The sequence below is a fragment of the Nocardioides sp. S5-5 genome, from assembly GCF_054954065.1.
In genome coordinates this window covers 3,281,269-3,296,554 of sequence record NZ_CP199913.1, presented here as the reverse complement: position 1 = coordinate 3,296,554, position 15,286 = coordinate 3,281,269, and the positions used below count along the sequence as shown (strand labels likewise).

Genomic DNA, 15,286 nt, shown 5'->3' with positions numbered 1-15,286 from the left:
GGATGGGCGCGTGTCCGAACTCCGCCCGATGCTCGCCACGCCGGGCAGCCACGTGCCGCGGGGCGAGGAGTGGTGCCACGAGGTGAAGTGGGACGGCGTGCGGGCGCTCGGCGCGGTCACCGGCGGCACGGTCACGCTGACCAGCCGCAACGGCAACCGGATCACGCCGGCCTGGCCGGATCTGGCGACCCCGCCCGCCGGGGTCCGGGACGCCGTGGTCGACGGCGAGATCATCGCGCTCAACGAGCGCGGCGTGCCCGACTTCCGTGTCGTGGCCGAGCGGATGCACGTCCGCAACGCCACCACGGTCGCCCGGCTCGCCGCGCGGATCCCGGTGACCTACATGGTCTTCGACCTGCTCCGCCTCGACGGCGAGGATCTCTGCGGGCTCCCGTTGCACGAGCGCCGCCGCCGGCTCGCCGAGGTGGACCTCACCCGGTCCGGCTGGCAGGTCCCCGTCGAGTACGACGACGGGGTGATGCTCTACGAGGCGACCCGCGCCCAGGGGCTCGAGGGCATCGTCAGCAAGCGCCGCGACTCCACCTACCGGCCCGGGGAGCGCAGCCACCACTGGCTGAAGCTCCCGCACCGGCACCGCGGCTCGTTCGTGGTCGGCGGCTGGCGGCCCCAGGTCGGCACGACCGACCGCCTGGCCGCGCTGCTGGTCGGGGAGCCCACCGCCGCCGGACTGGCGTTCCGGGGCCGGGTGGGCAGCGGGGTCGGCCCGAGGCAGTCGCGGACCCTCACCGCCCTTTTGGCGCCGTTGATCCGCGCGACCAGCCCGTTCGCCGACGAGGTGCCGCGAGTCGACGCCGACGGGACCACGTGGGTGGAGCCGGTCGTCGTCGTCGACATCGACACCCACGGTCTGGGCTACGAGCGGCTCCGGCAGCCGTCGTACCAGGGTGTGCGCACCGACCTGACCCCCGAGGACCTGTGATGCCCAAGAAGGCCGACCACCCCCGAAGCGAGGTCCACGTCGACGTCGAGGGCCGCACGCTGCGGCTGACCAACCTGGAGAAGGTGCTCTACCCGAGCACCGGCACCACCAAGGGCGAGGTGCTCGACTACTACGTGCGGGTCGCGCCGGTGCTGCTGCCGCACCTCGCCGGCCGCCCGGTGACCCGGATCCGCTGGCCGCACGGCGTCGGCGACCTCAGCTTCTTCGAGAAGAACGCACCCCGCGGCACCCCGAGCTGGGTGCGCACCGCGGAGGTGCCGACCACCGGCAGCCGCGGCCCGAGCCGGCACGGCGACACCCTGGTCTTCCCGATCATCGAGGACCTCCCGACCCTGGTCTGGGCGGTCAACCTGGCCGCCCTCGAGCTCCACGTCCACCAGTGGAGCGTGGACGCGGACGACGAGCCGGTCGGTGCCGACCGGATCGTGATCGACCTCGACCCCGGTGAGCCCGCGGGCCTCCACGAGTGCTGCCAGGTCGCCCAGCGCGTGCGGGAGGCACTCGCCGCGCGCGACCTCGACACGACCGCGGTCACCAGCGGCAGCAAGGGCCTGCATCTCTACGCCCCGCTCGCCAAGCCGCTGCCCCCGGCCGAGACCAGCGAGCTGGCCAAGGAGATCGCCGAGGAGCTGCAGGCCTCCTCCCCGGAGCTGGTCACCGCGACCATGACCAAGGCCCGCCGCCGCGGCAAGGTGTTCCTCGACTGGTCGCAGAACGCCGGCTCGAAGACCACCGTCGCGCCGTACTCGCTGCGCGGCACCCCCCGCCCGCAGGTCGCCACGCCGATCGGGTGGGACGAGGTCGCCGCGGGCGCGCAGGACCCGCTCGGGCTCGACCAGTTCACGCCGACGCAGGTCCTGGAGCGCGTCGAGGAGTGTGGCGACCTGTTCAGCTGACCCGTCGGCGCATGCCGTAGACGTCGAACTCGCTGACGACCCCGGCCGGGTCGCCGCCCGAGCCGACCGCGTGCGCCACCTCGTCGGGGGAGACGGCGTGGTCGGCCTCGTCGAGGGTGGCGTCGATGAGCATCTGGAACTCCGGCGAGGGATGGTCGACCCGCTGCGCGGCCATGTCGATGCGCCAGCCCGCGCGGCCCAGCTCGGTGAACAGCCCCATCAACGTGGTGTTCTTCTCCGCGGCGATGCCCTCGAAGCCGTCGGCGGCCTCGATCAGGTAGACCGGCCGGGTCACGGCGAGCGCGGCAGCGTCGTACAGCGGCACCCACAGGCGCGCGTACTCGTAGGACCGCTTCGCGCTCACGACCCCAGTGTAGGCCCGCGGGACCGGTCAGGCGGAGCGCAACGGCCGGACAGCGGCCGGGGCGACCACGTTCGCCGGGTCCAGGGCGGCGCAGAGCACAGCGCCCGCGAGGGGGCCGCGGAGTTCCCCCGAGGGTCAGGAGCGGAAGCCGACCTGGCCGGCCGTGCTGCGGCCGATCTCGACGTAGGCGAGCTTGGCGGCCGGGACGACGGTGACCTTGCCCTTGGTGTCGGTCAGCGTGATCACGCCGTCGGCCGCGGCGATGGCGTCCGCGACCTGCTTCGCGACCGCCTCGTTGGACTCGTCGGTCTCGATGGTGAGCTCGCGGGCGGTGTTCTGCACACCGATCTTGACCTCGACGGTCATGGTCACACTCCTCGTTGGTGGGGACGCCAGCCTAGCCAGACGCTGGTGGCTCAGTGCTCGAGCGGGTAGCCCCGGATGCCACGCCAGGCCAGCCCGGCGACCAGGGCCGTGGCGTCGTCACGGGTCAGGCCGGCCATGGCGCCCTCGTTCTCGGTCAGCCAGAACCGGGCGCTGACCTGCGCCATGCCCACCAGGGAGACGGCGAGCAGCTGGGAGGCCGCGGCCGGGAGGTTGGTGTCATCCTCGATGACCGCCGCGATCATCGCCGCGCACTCGGTCGTCACCCGGTCGACGTGTCCCCGCACGGCGGGCTCGTTGGTCAGGTCGGACTCGAACACGAGCCGGAACGCGCCGGTGTCGTGGCCGACGTACGCGTAGAAGGCGTCGATCGCCGCTGCCACGCGCTGCTTGTTGTCCTGGGTGGACTCCAGCGCGCGCCGGCAGTTGGCGATGATCGAGTCGCACGCCGCGTCGAGGATGGCGAGGTAGAGCTCGAGCTTGCCGGGGAAGTGCTGGTAGAGCACCGGCTTCGACACCCCGGCCCGCTCGGCGATGTCGTCCATCGCCGCGGCGTGGTAGCCCTGGGCGACGAAGACCTCGAGGGCGGCGGACAGCAGCTGAGCACGTCGCTCGCGCCGCGGGAGTCGTACGCCGCGCGGCCGCGGCTCGTCCAGGTCGAACTGCTCGGTCACCACGACCCGAGCCTACTCGCTGGTAGCCGGGGTCCGGATGGCGGGACGTGGTGACCGGCTCCTGGACTCGGCAGGGACGATGGAGGCATCGAGGGAACAGCCGGGGCCGCCGCAGTGTTGCGTCCTGGACCCCCCTTCCACCTGCAGTACCCGAGGAGTACGCCGTGAGCTTTCCCGCGCTGGTCGAGCCGGCCGCCGAGCTGACCATCGACGAGGTCCGCCGCTACAGCCGCCACCTGATCATCCCCGACGTCGCGATGGACGGTCAGAAGCGCCTCAAGAACGCCAAGGTGCTCGTGATCGGCGCCGGCGGCCTCGGCAGCCCGGCGCTGCTCTACCTGGCCGCGGCCGGCGTCGGCACGCTTGGCATCGCCGAGTTCGACGAGGTCGACGAGTCCAACCTGCAGCGCCAGGTCATCCACGGCATGTCCGACCTCGGCAAGCCGAAGGGGCTCTCGGCCAAGGAGTCGATCCACGAGATCAACCCGCTCATCGAGGTGGTCCTCCACGAGGAGCGCCTCGACAACGACAACGTCATGGACGTCTTCCGCGGCTACGACCTGATCGTCGACGGCACCGACAACTTCGCCACCCGCTACATGGTCAACGACGCGGCGTACTTCCTCGGCATCCCCTACGTCTGGGGCTCGATCTACCGCTTCGACGGCCAGGCCTCGGTCTTCGCGCCGACCATGGCCGACGACGCCCCCTGCTACCGCTGCCTCTACCCCGAGCCGCCGCCGCCGGGGATGGTGCCCTCCTGCGCCGAGGGCGGCGTGCTGGGCGTGCTGTGCGCCTCCATCGGCTCGATCCAGGTCAACGAGGCGATCAAGCTGCTCATCGGCGCGGGCGAGCCGGCCATCGGCAAGCTCGTCATCTACGACGCCCTCGAGCTCGAGTGGCGCAAGCTGAAGGTCCGCAAGGACCCCAACTGCGCGCTGTGCGGCGAGAACCCCACCGTCACCGGCCTGATCGACTACGACGCCTTCTGCGGCGCGATCTCCGAGGAGGCCGCCGACGCCGCGGCCGACGCCACCATCTCGGTGACCCAGCTCGCCTCGATGGTCAAGGAGAAGGAGGAGGGCAGCCGCGACTTCGTCCTCGTCGACGTCCGCGAGCCCGCCGAGGCCGAGATCAACCACATCCCCGGCGCGGTCCTCATCCCCAAGGGCGAGTTCCTCAACGGCAACGCGCTGTCCCAGCTGCCGCCGGTCGACTCCGGCACGCAGGTCGTCCTGCACTGCAAGAGCGGCGTGCGCTCGGCCGAGTGCCTGGCGATCATCAAGGGCGCCGGGTACGACGACGCGGTCCACGTCGGCGGCGGCGTCGTCGCCTGGGTCAACCAGATCGACCCGAGCCAGCCGTCGTACTGACCTCCCGACGACGCACGGCGTAACCGCTACGCCGTGTCGTCGTTGATCCATGCACGTGGCCACGGCCGCGCCGCACCAATCGGAAGATGTGCCTTCTCGTGGGGAGGGGGCGCACCGAGGGAGCACCCGAGAGCCCCGTCCGTCCGGACGGGGCTCTCGGCCTGTCCGGGGTCCACGGCATGATCGACCTCGTGGACGAGGGGTACGTCGAGCGGGTGCTCGAGCTGGTCGAGCAGGTCCCGCCGGGCCGGGTGACGACGTACGGCGCCGTGGCGGCCGTGGCGGGCGGCGGACCCCGTCAGGTGGGGTCGGTGATGGCGAGGTACGGCGGCCCGGTGCCGTGGTGGCGGGTCGTGCGCGCCGACGGCACGCTTCCGCCGAGCCACGACGACCGGGCCCGCGAGCAGTACCTCGCCGAGGGAACGCCGCTGCGCAGCGGCAGCGGCGCCCTCGACATGCGCCGGGCCTTCTGGGATCCGGCGACGGGGGACTAGATCAGGCCAGCGCCGCGACGGCGGCGTCGTAGTCGGGCTCGTTCGCGATCTCGGGGACGAGCTGCGAGTGGAGCACCGTGCCGTCGGCGTCGAGCACGACGATCGAGCGGGCGAAGAGGCCCTCGAGCTTGCCGTCGGTCATCTTCACGCCGTAGTCCTCACCGAAGGAGGAGCGGAAGGCGGAGCCGACCTGGACGTTGTCGATGCCCTCGGCGCCGCAGAACCGGCCCAGCGCCGGCGGGAGGTCCTGGGAGACGTTGATGACGGTGGTGTTGTCGAGCCCGGCGGCGAGCTCGTTGAACTTGCGCACGCTCGCGGCGCAGGTGCCGGTGTCGATGCTCGGGAAGATGTTGAGGACCGTGCGCTGGCCCTCCGGGAGGGTGACGGAGCCGAAGTCCGCGCCGACCAGGGAGACCGACGGGGCGGCGGAGCCGACGGCAGGCAGCTCGCCGACGGTGGTGACGGGGTTCCCCCCGAGTGCAGTGGTAGCCATGTGCCTTGTCTAGCAGGTCGCCACCAGTCGTCCGTCACCGGAGCCGACCGAGGACCCCGACCGCCTGACGCACGTCGCGCAGGCGGCGTTCCCAGGTGATGCCGACGACCGTCAGCAGCGCGCCCGCGAGGCCGATCCAGACCCACTTCGGGAACTCCCCGGCGTAGGGCCCCAGCTCGCGCAGCACGACCGCCGCGCCGACGCTCGCGCCGACCACCAGCGGCGCGCTCCAGCGCAGGCTCGCGCCCGCGACGGTCAGCGCCAGACAGGCCGCGCCGAGGGCCAGCGCCCGCAGTGACACGGGGTCGTCGAGCACCCACAGCAGCGAGGGGATGGTCGCCAGCAGCAGCCCCGGCAGCAGCGCCTCGACGGTCCCGACGTGGGCCGAGCGCCGCAGCCGCCACCCGCCCAGGCCGAGCAGGCCCACGGCCAACGGCAGGGTGTACGGCTCCGGTGCCGTGACCTCGAGGTCCGCCAGCCGCACCCAGCTGGCCACCAGCAGGAGCGCGGTGCTCGCGTACGCGCACGCGCGGCGGGACTCGTGCAGCAGCGCCGTCGCCCCGACCACGAAGCCGGCGACGGTCAGCCACAGCGCGGCGTAGCCGCCCGGGTCGGAGGTGGTGGTCAGCGAGACCGGGAACGCGGCGAGCGCCACCAGGATCGTCGGGACCTCGACGTCGAGCCGCGGGAGGGCCAGCGCGAGGACCCCCACGGCGAGGAGCACCGGGACCGCCACCCAGGCGGGGTCCTCGCCGATCACCATGGCCGCGGCCGCGGTCGCCAGCCCGAGCGCCGCCGGGGCGCTGAGGCCGGCCACGACCCGGGTGGCCGGGTGCCGGCCGGTGAGCGCCAGGGCGACGAGCGCGGCGGCGAGCGGGGCGGTGGCCGCCAGGGTCAGACCGTCGCTCGGCAGCGCGCCCAGCCCGGTCCCGGAGGCGGTGGCCGCGCCGACGACGGCCCACACCGGCGCCTCGGCCCCGGTCGTGCGGAGGGCGAGCGCGATCGCGGCCAGGGCGACGAGGGTCAGCACGGCGAGCGGCGCGGCCAGCGCCACGTCGTACGACGCGACGGTGACGGCGGCGCCGACCCCGGCGACCAGGGCCGCGACCCGGCCCCAGACGGGCAGCGTGCGCCGGGTGCGGTCACGGTCGACCAGCGCGACACCAGCGAGCGCGGTGAGCAGCGACGGCACGAGCAGCAGCGGCTCGGTGGCCGCGTCGGGCCCGGTCAGCCGGACGCCGAACGGCTCGGTGAAGGTGTCGCCCAGCAGGCTCCAGCGGTCCAGCGCGGTGCCGGTGGTCTCGAGTGCCAGGGACAGGAGCACCAGGCTCCCGGCGCCCGCCGGCGCGAGGGCGACGATCCGGGCCGGGCGCGGCAGCACGCCGAGCGCGAGGACCCAGGCGGCCGTCGTACCGAGGGCGACCAGGCCGACGGTGCGCGCGTCGGTGTCGACGCACGGCAGGGTGAGCACGACGGTCACGAGCATCGCGGCGCCGCTCGCCCCGGCGAGCAGCAGGCCACGGTGTCGGGCGACGGCACCGGGGACGAGCAGCGCGGCGGCGCTGACCAGCAGCGACCAGCCCGAGCCGTCGACCCAGAGCTGGTGGAGGTCCGGGTTCAGCACCGACTCGACGAACCCGGCGCCGGCGGTGCCCAGCCAGGCGATGGCGGACCCGGTGGCGGTGCTCCAGAGCAGCACGGGGGCGTGCGTGAGGCGACCCAGCAGCACGGCGGCGACGCCGACCGCGACGACGACGTGGCCGGCGACCAGCCCGTGGTCGACGGCGCCGACCGCGCCGCCGTAGGTGACCACGAGGGCGAGTCCGGCGATCACCTGCGGCGCGACCAGTCGGGGCTGGCCGGAGACCCGGACCAGACCGAGCACGACGGCTGCCAGCGCCACCACGCCGCCGCTCGCGCAGGTGATGGCCGCGGGACCTGCGTCGCTGAACCAGCCGGCCGCCCCGGCGCCCACGACGTCGAGTGCCAGCATCCCGAGCGCCACGACGACGAGCGACTCTCCGGCGATCCGCAGTCCGACCCGGTGCAGCAGCAGCGCCCCGGTGCCCGCGGTCAGGGTGAGGCCGGCGAGGACGGCGGTGCGGCCGCCGACCCCGAGTGTCGACCACGACACGGCCAGGAAGATCACCGCTGCCACGAGCAGGCAGAACGCCCCGAGCCCGAGGAGGACCTTGGGGACCGACGCGAACGACACGCCGGCCGGTCGTGGCGCGGCCGGGGCGCTCGGGGAGGTCGGGGCCGGGTACGGCGGAAGGCCGGCCGAGGCCGCGCGCTTGGCCGGCATCGGCGCGGCCGGTGGGACGAGCGGCCCGCCGAGGGCGCCGGGCGCGGCCGCTGTGGCGGGAGCGGCCGGTGTGACCCGCGTGCCAGGTAAGGCGTCGCTCTCGGTCCGCAGCCGGGCGAGGATCCCGTCGGCGCGCTGGAGCGTGCCGAACAGGTCGACGGCCAGCGGGTGGCGGACCAGCAGGTCGCAGGTCGGGCAGACGGGCACACCGGGCGGCAGGGCCGTGCGGCAGTCGGGACAGAGCAGCGGGTCGGCGTAGCGCATGGCTCCATTGCGCCACCTCGCGTACTCGTTCGACAGCAGGCCGTCACTCAATGTCGGTTGAGTGTCCGTACTCAGTCGGCCGGTCTCTCCACAGGATTCCCCACCACCTGGGGACGACGAGCGGCCTCCTGTGGAGAAGGTCGGTGCCTGCTGTGGACGACACGCCGAGCGCCGGTGGACAACGAGAAACCCTCGAAAAACCTGGGGAAACCCCTTGCGGCCCCGCGATGGACGGGCGTAGAACTTCTCCCACGCCCTCCTTCGGGAGAGCGGGATCAGCCGGAAGGCGTCGATCCAGCCGGCCAGGCCGAGACCTTCGGGTCGGAGCGAGGCTGCCCCTCACGGGGACGCCGGCCGCGCGAGCCGGGTGACGAGGCTCGCGGGATCGCAGCAGCCGGACGATCGATCGGGAGCGTCACCAGTACCGGTCACCCGAAGGGCCCTTGTGACTCATACTCACGAGGGCCCTTCACCTTTTTCCGCCCGGTACGAGGACCGCCGACGTTGTGTCGTACCGGGGTGGTTGAGTGGCGTCCGTGGACTCCTCGACCGCTCCGACCGGCTACCGCTTCGCCCCGGCCCCTCCGGCCGCCGCGGTGCCGGAGCTCGACGTCCACCAGCGCCAGGTCGTCGACCACCCGGGCGGTCCGCTGCTCGTCCTTGCCGGTCCCGGGACCGGCAAGACGACGACGCTCGTCGAGGCCGTCGTCGACCGGATCGAGCGGCGAGGAGCGCGGCCCGACCAGGTGCTCGCGCTGACCTTCTCGCGCAAGGCCGCCGACCAGCTGCGCGACCGGGTGACGGCGCGGCTGGGGCGCACGACCGGCACCCAGCTGAGCTCGACGTTCCACTCCTTCGCCTACGCGCTGGTCCGCCGCTACGCGCCGGCCGGCCTCTACGAGGCTCCGCTGCGCCTGCTGTCCGCGCCCGAGCAGGACGTCATCTTGCGCGAGCTGCTCGCCGACCATCCGGAGTCGGTGCGCTGGCCGGACCGGTTCCGGCAGGCGGTGGCGACCCGCGGATTCGCGCGTGAGGTGCATGCCGTCCTCGGCCGGGCCCGGGAGAAGGGCCTCGACGGAGAGGCGCTGCGCCGGCTGGGGGAGGCCGAGGACATCGACGAGTACGTCGCCGCCGGCCTCTTCCTCGAGCAGTACCTCGACTCCCTCGACTCCCTCGGCGCCACCGACTACGCCGACCTGATCCGGCGGGCGCGGATCGAGGCGGAGGACCACCGCGACGAGCTCCGCGAGCAGTTCCGTCACGTCTTCGTCGACGAGTACCAGGACACCGATCCGGGGCAGGTGGCGCTGCTGCGGGCGATCGCCGGAGACGGACGTGACCTCGTCGCGGTCGGCGACCCACACCAGTCGATCTACGGGTTCCGCGGCGCGGAGGTGCGCGGGATCTTGGAGTTCCCGACCGAGTTCCCTCGTGCCGACGGCTCGCCTGCCGAGGTCGTGGCGCTGCGCACCGTGCGCCGCTTCGGCCCCGGGATCCTCGCGCCCGCCCAGCGGGTCGCGGGTCGGATCGGGCTGCGGGGCACCATCCCCGTCGAGGTGAGGGAACGATTCCTGGCGCCTCAGGCCGAGGGGACGTCGTACGGACCGGGGCGGGTGCAGGTCCGCACCTTCGACACCGAGCGAGCCGAGGCCGAGCACCTCGCCGACCTGCTCCGGCGAGCGCACCTCGAGGACGGCATCGCGTGGGACGAGATGGCCGTGCTGGTGCGGTCGGGCCGGGGGAGCATCGCGCCGCTCCGGCGGGCGCTGGGCGCGGCCGGCGTGCCGGTGGAGGTCGCGCGCGACGAGGTGCCGCTCGTCAGGGACCCCGCCGTGCTGCCGTTGCTCGACGCGGTGCGGGCGGTCGTCCACCTCGACGACGTCGACCCCGAGCACGTCGAGCACGTCGACGCGTCGCGGGCCGAGGCGCTGCTGACCGGTCCGCTCGGCGGTCTCGACGCCGGTGACGTGCGCCGGCTCGCGCGCCTGCTCCGCAACCGGGAGAAGGATCTGTGTCAGGAGAGCGGCGGCACGCCGCGCGGCTCGCGGGAGCTGGTCCGGCTCGCGGTGCTCGACCCGTCGTACCTCGCCTCGATCGACGCGCCTGAGGCCGAGCGCGCCCGCGCGCTGTCCGGCCTGCTGGCCCGGGCCCGCGCCGAGCTCGAGGCCGGCGCGAGTGCCGAGGAGCTGCTCTGGACGCTGTGGTCCGGCACGAGCTGGCCCCAGCGGCTGCGGCGGTCGGTGGAGGCCGGCGGTGGCGCCGCCCGGCGTGCGCACCGTGACCTCGACTCGATCTGCGCGCTCTTCGACGTCGCCGTCCGGGCCGGCGAGCGGCGCGAGCACCTCGCGGTCGCGCCCTTCCTCGAGGGCCTGGTCCAGCAGGAGATCCCGGCCGACACCCTCGCCGACCGCGGAGCGCGCGGAGCCGCCGTACGCCTGCTGACCGCCCACCGCAGCAAGGGCCTCGAGTGGCGCCTGGTCGTGGTGGCCCACGTGCAGGCCGAGGGCTGGCCCGACCTGCGCCGCCGCTCCACCCTGCTCCAGGCCGACCGGATCGGACCGTCGAGGGCCGGTGGCCTGATCGGATCGGTGGTCCCGCCGCTCACGGTCCGGGAGCTGCTGATGGAGGAGCGCCGGCTGTTCTATGTCGCGTGTACGCGAGCCCGTGAGCGCCTCGTCGTGACGGCCGTGCAGTCGGCCGAGGACGAGGGCGAGCAGCCCTCGCGCTTCCTCGACGAGCTCGGCTCGACCGTGACCCATGTCGTGGGGCGCCCGCCGCGACCGCTCTCCCTCGACGGGCTCGTGGCCGAGCTGCGTCGTACCCTCGCCGACCCGGAGGCCGACCCCGCCCTGCGCGACGCCGCCGCCCGACGGCTGGCCCGGCTCTCCCGGGAGCGGGTCGGCCACAGGGCGGCCGTCCCGGCCGCCGACCCGGCCACCTGGTGGGGCACCCGCGCGGTCAGTCGCTCCGCGGAGCCGATCCGCGACGAGGACCGGCCGGTTCCGCTGTCGGCGAGCATGCTCGACTCCCTGGCGGTCTGCCCCACGCAGTGGTTCCTGACCCGGGAGGCCGGCGGAGTCGGGCGCGCCCACCAGTCGGCCAACCTCGGTGAGCTGGTGCATGCCCTCGCCGAGCGGGTGGCCTCCGGCGACGCGCCTCCCGACCCCGACGCGCTGATGGCCCACGTCGACGAGGTGTGGGACCGCCTCGACTTCCGCACCCCCTGGTCCAAGCAGCGCGAGCACGACCGGGTGCGCGCCGCCCTCGAGCGCTTCGTCGCCTGGCACGACGCCAACCCGCGGACCCTGGTCGGGCGCGAGGAGCGCTTCTCGACCGTCGTGGAGGTGGCCGGCGAGCAGGTCCAGGTGACCGGGTACGCCGACCGGGTCGAGCTCGACGCCGACGGTCGCGTGGTCGTGGTCGACCTGAAGACCGGCCGCGCCAAGCCCAGCGACACCTCGGTCAGGACCCACGTGCAGCTCGCGCTCTACCAGTACGCCGTCGACCACGGCGCCCTCGACCCGCAACTCGGTGAGCCGGGCGCCGGGCCGCACCGGGCCGGCGGCGCCGAGCTGGTCCAGCTCGGACTGATGGACGGCGGACCCGACGCCACGGTGCAGCAGCAGCCGGTCCACGCCGAGGACGGACCCGAGCGCGACGACCTGCGGGAGCGGCTGTCGCACGCGGCGCACCTGATCCGTGAGGAGCACTTCCCGGCCGTGGCCGGACAGCAGTGCCGGACCTGCACCTTCGTGTCGCTGTGCCCGGCCAAGAGCGCCGGAGCGGTGGTGTCCCAGTGACGACCTCGACCTCGACCTCGGCCGCGATCCCGATGGCGATCGACTCGCCCGAGGCGCTGCAGCGGGCGATGAAGGCGACGTTCCCGCCGAGCGAGGAGCAGTGGGCGGCGATCAGCGCGCCGCTGCGCCCGGCGGTGGTGATCGCCGGCGCCGGGTCCGGCAAGACGACGCTGATGGCGGCCCGCGTGGTCTACCTGGTGCTCACCGGCCAGGTGCGTCCCGAGGAGGTGCTCGGGCTGACCTTCACCACGAAGGCGGCCGCCGAGCTGCGGCAGCGAATCCGCACCGCGCTGCGCGACGCCGGTGCCCTCGACCTCGCCGGCGACCCGGCCCCCGGTCGTGACGACGACGTCGACGAGGTACTGGAGCCGACGGTGGCGACCTACAACGCGTATGCCTCGGGTCTGCTCACCGACCATGGGCTGCGGATCGGGCACGAGCCCGACACGCGGGTGGTCACCGACGCCGCGCGCTACCAGCTCGGCGCGCGGGTGGTCGACCGGTTCACCGGCGCCATCGAGCACCTCACCGACCATCCGGAGACCGCGATCCAGAACCTGCTCGCCCTCGACTCCGCGATGAGCGAGCACCTGGTCGGCCCCGACGACGTGCGCTCGCACGACAGCACCGCCCGCCGCGGGTTCGAGCGCGCCCGTGAGCAGGAGCTGGCCGGCAAGGCCCGCAAGACCTACGTCGAGGCGATCGACAAGGCGCTCTCGGCGATCGACCGGCGCGCCGAGCTGCTCGAGCTGGTGGCGTCGTACCGTCGGCTCAAGCGCGATCTGGGCCTGATGGACTTCTCCGACCAGATCGAGCTGGGCGCTCGGTTGGCCGCGCAGCGGCCGGAGGTCGGGGCGGTCGAGCGTGGCCGGTTCAAGGTCGTGCTGCTCGACGAGTACCAGGACACCTCCGTCGCCCAGGCGACCATGCTGTCGCGGCTGTTCTCCGGCCCCGAGCCCGGCGCTGGGCTCGGACACGCGGTCACGGCCGTGGGCGACCCCAACCAGGCCATCTACGGCTGGCGCGGTGCGTCGGTGGCCAACATCCTCAACTTCGCCGAGACCTTCCCGGCGGCCGACGGCAAGAGCGCGACCTACGCGCTGACGGTCAACCGGCGCTCGGACCGGCGCATCCTCGGCGTCGCGAGCCACCTCGCCGAGCCGCTGTACGACGCCCTCGAGGTGCGCGGTGCGGGCGTGGCCCGGCTCCGGGCGCCCGAGGGTGCGATCGACGGCACGGTGGAGGCCCATACCTTCGAGACCCAGCGCGACGAGCTGGCGTGGCTGGCCGTGGCGGTGCGTGCGGCCCACGGCGGCGAGGCCGGCGACTGGGCGCACATCGGGGTGCTGACCCGCGACAACGCCCACGCCGAGCTGGTCTTCGACGCCCTCACGACGGCCGGCATCCCGGTCGAGATCGTCGGTCTCTCCGGCCTGCTGCGGCTGCCGGAGATCGCCGAGATCGTCGCGGTCCTGCGGCTGTTGCACGACGTGACCGACAACGCCGCGCTGCTCACCCTGCTGGCCGGGCCCCGGTGGGCGATCGGACCCCGGGACCTGCGCCTGCTCGGCCAGCGAGCCGGGGAGCTGGCCGGCCGCAGGGGCCGGTCCGGCGAGCAGGTGTCGGTCACCGAGCAGCTCGTCGCGATCGCCGACGGCATCGACCCCGCGGAGATCCCCTGCCTCGACGACGCCCTGGCCGACCCGGGGGAGGGGGCCTACTCCGCCGAGGCGCTGACCCGGTTCACGCTCCTGCGCGACGAGCTGCGGCTGCTGCGCTCCGCGGTGGGGGAGCCGCTGCTCGACCTGGTCCGCCGGATCATCGACGTCACCGGCGTCGACGTGGAGCTGGCCTCCGCGGTCAGCCCGGCCGCCGGGGCGCGTCGCGACAACCTCGACCTCTTCGTCAAGGCCGTCGCCGACTTCCAGGCCGTCGACGGCGATGTCACGCTCCCGGCGCTGCTGGCGTATCTCACCGCCGAGGACGACCAGGGCAACGGCCTCGACGTCGCGACCCCGACCGAGGCCGACTCGGTGAAGCTGCTGACGGTCCATCGCTCCAAGGGACTGGAGTGGGACACCGTCTTCTGCGTCGGGGTGTGCGAGTCCCGGTTCCCCTCCGCCCAGGGCCGGACGCTGTGGGTCTCCTCCCCGGCCGTGCTGCCGACGCCGCTGCGGGGCGACGCCGCCGACCTCCCGCAGCTCGACGGCTTCGACAAGGCGGCGCTCGACGGCTACCGGCAGCGGTCGAAGGCGCACGAGGCCGACGAGGAGCTGCGGCTCGGGTACGTCGCTTTCACCCGCGCCGCGCGCCGGCTCGCGGTGACGTCGTACCAGTGGGGTCCGCGCAAGACGCCCTACGGTCCGTCGTCCTACCAGGAGTCGGTCCGCGAGATGCTGACGTCGTGGGGGCTGGCTCCGGAGCCGTGGCTGGTGCGCCCGGAGAAGGGCGCGGCGAACCCCTACGACGCCGAGGACCCTTCGCGCCCGTGGCCGGTCGACGGCGTGGGCGAGGAGGCGCGGCTGCGGCTCGCGGCGGCGGCCCGCGTGGCCGCTGCCGACCCCGACGCGCCCGATCCGGACCTCGACGTCGTGACCGGTGCCCGGGTTGCCGAGTGGGACGCCGAGATCGAGCAGCTGCTCACCGAGGCGCGGCTGGCGGCGGGCGCGGGCAACGCCGTGGAGGTGCCGCTGCCGTCGTCGCTGTCGGCCACCGCGCTCGGCAGGCTGCGCGACGACCCGGAGGGCTTCGCCCGCGACCTGGCCCGCCCGATGCCGCGGCCGCCGGCGCCGGCGGCGAGGTTCGGCACCCGGTTCCATGCCTGGGTCGAGGCCCGGTTCGGGCAGCAGGGCCTCTTCGACCCCGACGAGCTGTCGGGACGGGCCGACGTGGGGATCGACGACGAGGCGGACCTCAAGGAGCTCGTCGGGCGGTTCGAGGAGGGGCCGTTCGGCAACCGTGAGCCACATGCCGTCGAGGCGCCGTTCGCGCTGGTCCTCGACGCGGGCGATGGCCGCCGCCAAGTCGTGAGGGGGCGCATCGACGCGGTGTACGCCGAGCCCGACGGCTCGTACCTCGTCGTCGACTGGAAGACCGGTGTCCGCCAGGACGCCGATCCGCTGCAGCTCGCGCTCTACCGGCTGGCGTGGGCGGAGCTCGAGGGGATCGACCCGGCGCGGGTGCGGGCCGGCTTCTTCTACGTGCGGACCGGCGAGCTCGTGGTGCCCGACGAGCTGCCGGACAGGAGGGAGGTGGAGGCCCTCCTCCGGTGAGGCCGC

11 protein-coding genes are annotated in these 15,286 nt (G+C 73.9%); 6 read left to right on the top strand and 5 right to left on the bottom strand.

The genetic code is table 11. The annotated features are described in order from the left end of the window. Nucleotides 1-10: 10 nt before the first annotated feature. Nucleotides 11-940 carry a non-homologous end-joining DNA ligase gene (gene ligD / locus ACUP6Y_RS15650; RefSeq protein ID WP_462551680.1) on the top strand — a complete coding sequence of 310 codons (930 nt, stop codon included), beginning with the start codon at nucleotides 11-13 and terminating at the stop codon, nucleotides 938-940. Beyond that, nucleotides 940-1,857, top strand: coding sequence for a non-homologous end-joining DNA ligase (ligD, locus tag ACUP6Y_RS15645; protein WP_462551679.1), 918 nt, complete (start codon nucleotides 940-942; stop codon nucleotides 1,855-1,857). The genes ligD (ACUP6Y_RS15650) and ligD (ACUP6Y_RS15645) overlap by 1 nt, the downstream gene beginning before the upstream one ends. Here the strand turns inward: ligD (ACUP6Y_RS15645) and ACUP6Y_RS15640 are convergent. From ACUP6Y_RS15640 to ACUP6Y_RS15630, 3 genes are all read right to left on the bottom strand, one after another. Beyond that, nucleotides 1,850-2,221 (bottom strand): hypothetical protein, encoded by a 372-nt coding sequence (locus tag ACUP6Y_RS15640; RefSeq protein ID WP_462551678.1) that lies wholly within the window; start codon nucleotides 2,219-2,221, stop codon nucleotides 1,850-1,852. The two genes, ligD (ACUP6Y_RS15645) and ACUP6Y_RS15640, sit on opposite strands and share 8 nt — an antisense overlap. A 135-nt stretch (nucleotides 2,222-2,356) precedes the next feature. After that, the gene (locus ACUP6Y_RS15635; protein WP_462551677.1) at nucleotides 2,357-2,587 is read right to left on the bottom strand and encodes a DUF3107 domain-containing protein; all 231 of its coding nucleotides are present in this window, start codon (nucleotides 2,585-2,587) and stop codon (nucleotides 2,357-2,359) included. 50 nt (nucleotides 2,588-2,637) lie between these two features. Next, complete coding sequence (locus tag ACUP6Y_RS15630; protein ID WP_462551676.1) at nucleotides 2,638-3,282, bottom strand: TetR/AcrR family transcriptional regulator; 645 nt, start codon at nucleotides 3,280-3,282, stop codon at nucleotides 2,638-2,640. A gap of 161 nt (nucleotides 3,283-3,443) precedes the next feature. Here ACUP6Y_RS15630 and moeZ point away from each other — a divergent pair, with 161 nt between their 5' ends. Both moeZ and ACUP6Y_RS15620 read left to right on the top strand, forming a co-directional pair. Beyond that, on the top strand, nucleotides 3,444-4,652 hold the full coding sequence (moeZ, locus tag ACUP6Y_RS15625; RefSeq protein WP_462551675.1) for an adenylyltransferase/sulfurtransferase MoeZ: 1,209 nt from the start codon (nucleotides 3,444-3,446) through the stop codon (nucleotides 4,650-4,652). A 179-nt stretch (nucleotides 4,653-4,831) separates the two neighbouring features. Further along, on the top strand, nucleotides 4,832-5,146 hold the full coding sequence (locus ACUP6Y_RS15620; protein WP_462551674.1) for an MGMT family protein: 315 nt from the start codon (nucleotides 4,832-4,834) through the stop codon (nucleotides 5,144-5,146). Between the two features lies 1 nt (nucleotide 5,147). On the opposite strand, the gene tpx is transcribed toward ACUP6Y_RS15620, so the two are convergent. Together tpx and ACUP6Y_RS15610 are read right to left on the bottom strand one after the other, a co-directional pair. After that, nucleotides 5,148-5,639 carry a thiol peroxidase gene (gene tpx, locus ACUP6Y_RS15615; protein WP_462551673.1) on the bottom strand — a complete coding sequence of 164 codons (492 nt, stop codon included), beginning with the start codon at nucleotides 5,637-5,639 and terminating at the stop codon, nucleotides 5,148-5,150. A gap of 34 nt (nucleotides 5,640-5,673) precedes the next feature. Then, the gene (locus ACUP6Y_RS15610; RefSeq protein WP_462551672.1) at nucleotides 5,674-8,259 is read right to left on the bottom strand and encodes an SCO7613 C-terminal domain-containing membrane protein; all 2,586 of its coding nucleotides are present in this window, start codon (nucleotides 8,257-8,259) and stop codon (nucleotides 5,674-5,676) included. A gap of 485 nt (nucleotides 8,260-8,744) precedes the next feature. Here ACUP6Y_RS15610 and ACUP6Y_RS15605 point away from each other — a divergent pair, with 485 nt between their 5' ends. Next, nucleotides 8,745-12,008 (top strand): ATP-dependent helicase, encoded by a 3,264-nt coding sequence (locus ACUP6Y_RS15605; RefSeq protein WP_462551671.1) that lies wholly within the window; start codon nucleotides 8,745-8,747, stop codon nucleotides 12,006-12,008. Next, the gene (locus ACUP6Y_RS15600; RefSeq protein WP_462551670.1) at nucleotides 12,005-15,280 is read left to right on the top strand and encodes a UvrD-helicase domain-containing protein; all 3,276 of its coding nucleotides are present in this window, start codon (nucleotides 12,005-12,007) and stop codon (nucleotides 15,278-15,280) included. Before ACUP6Y_RS15605 ends, ACUP6Y_RS15600 begins: the two co-directional genes overlap by 4 nt. The last annotated feature ends 6 nt before the right edge of the window (nucleotides 15,281-15,286 follow it).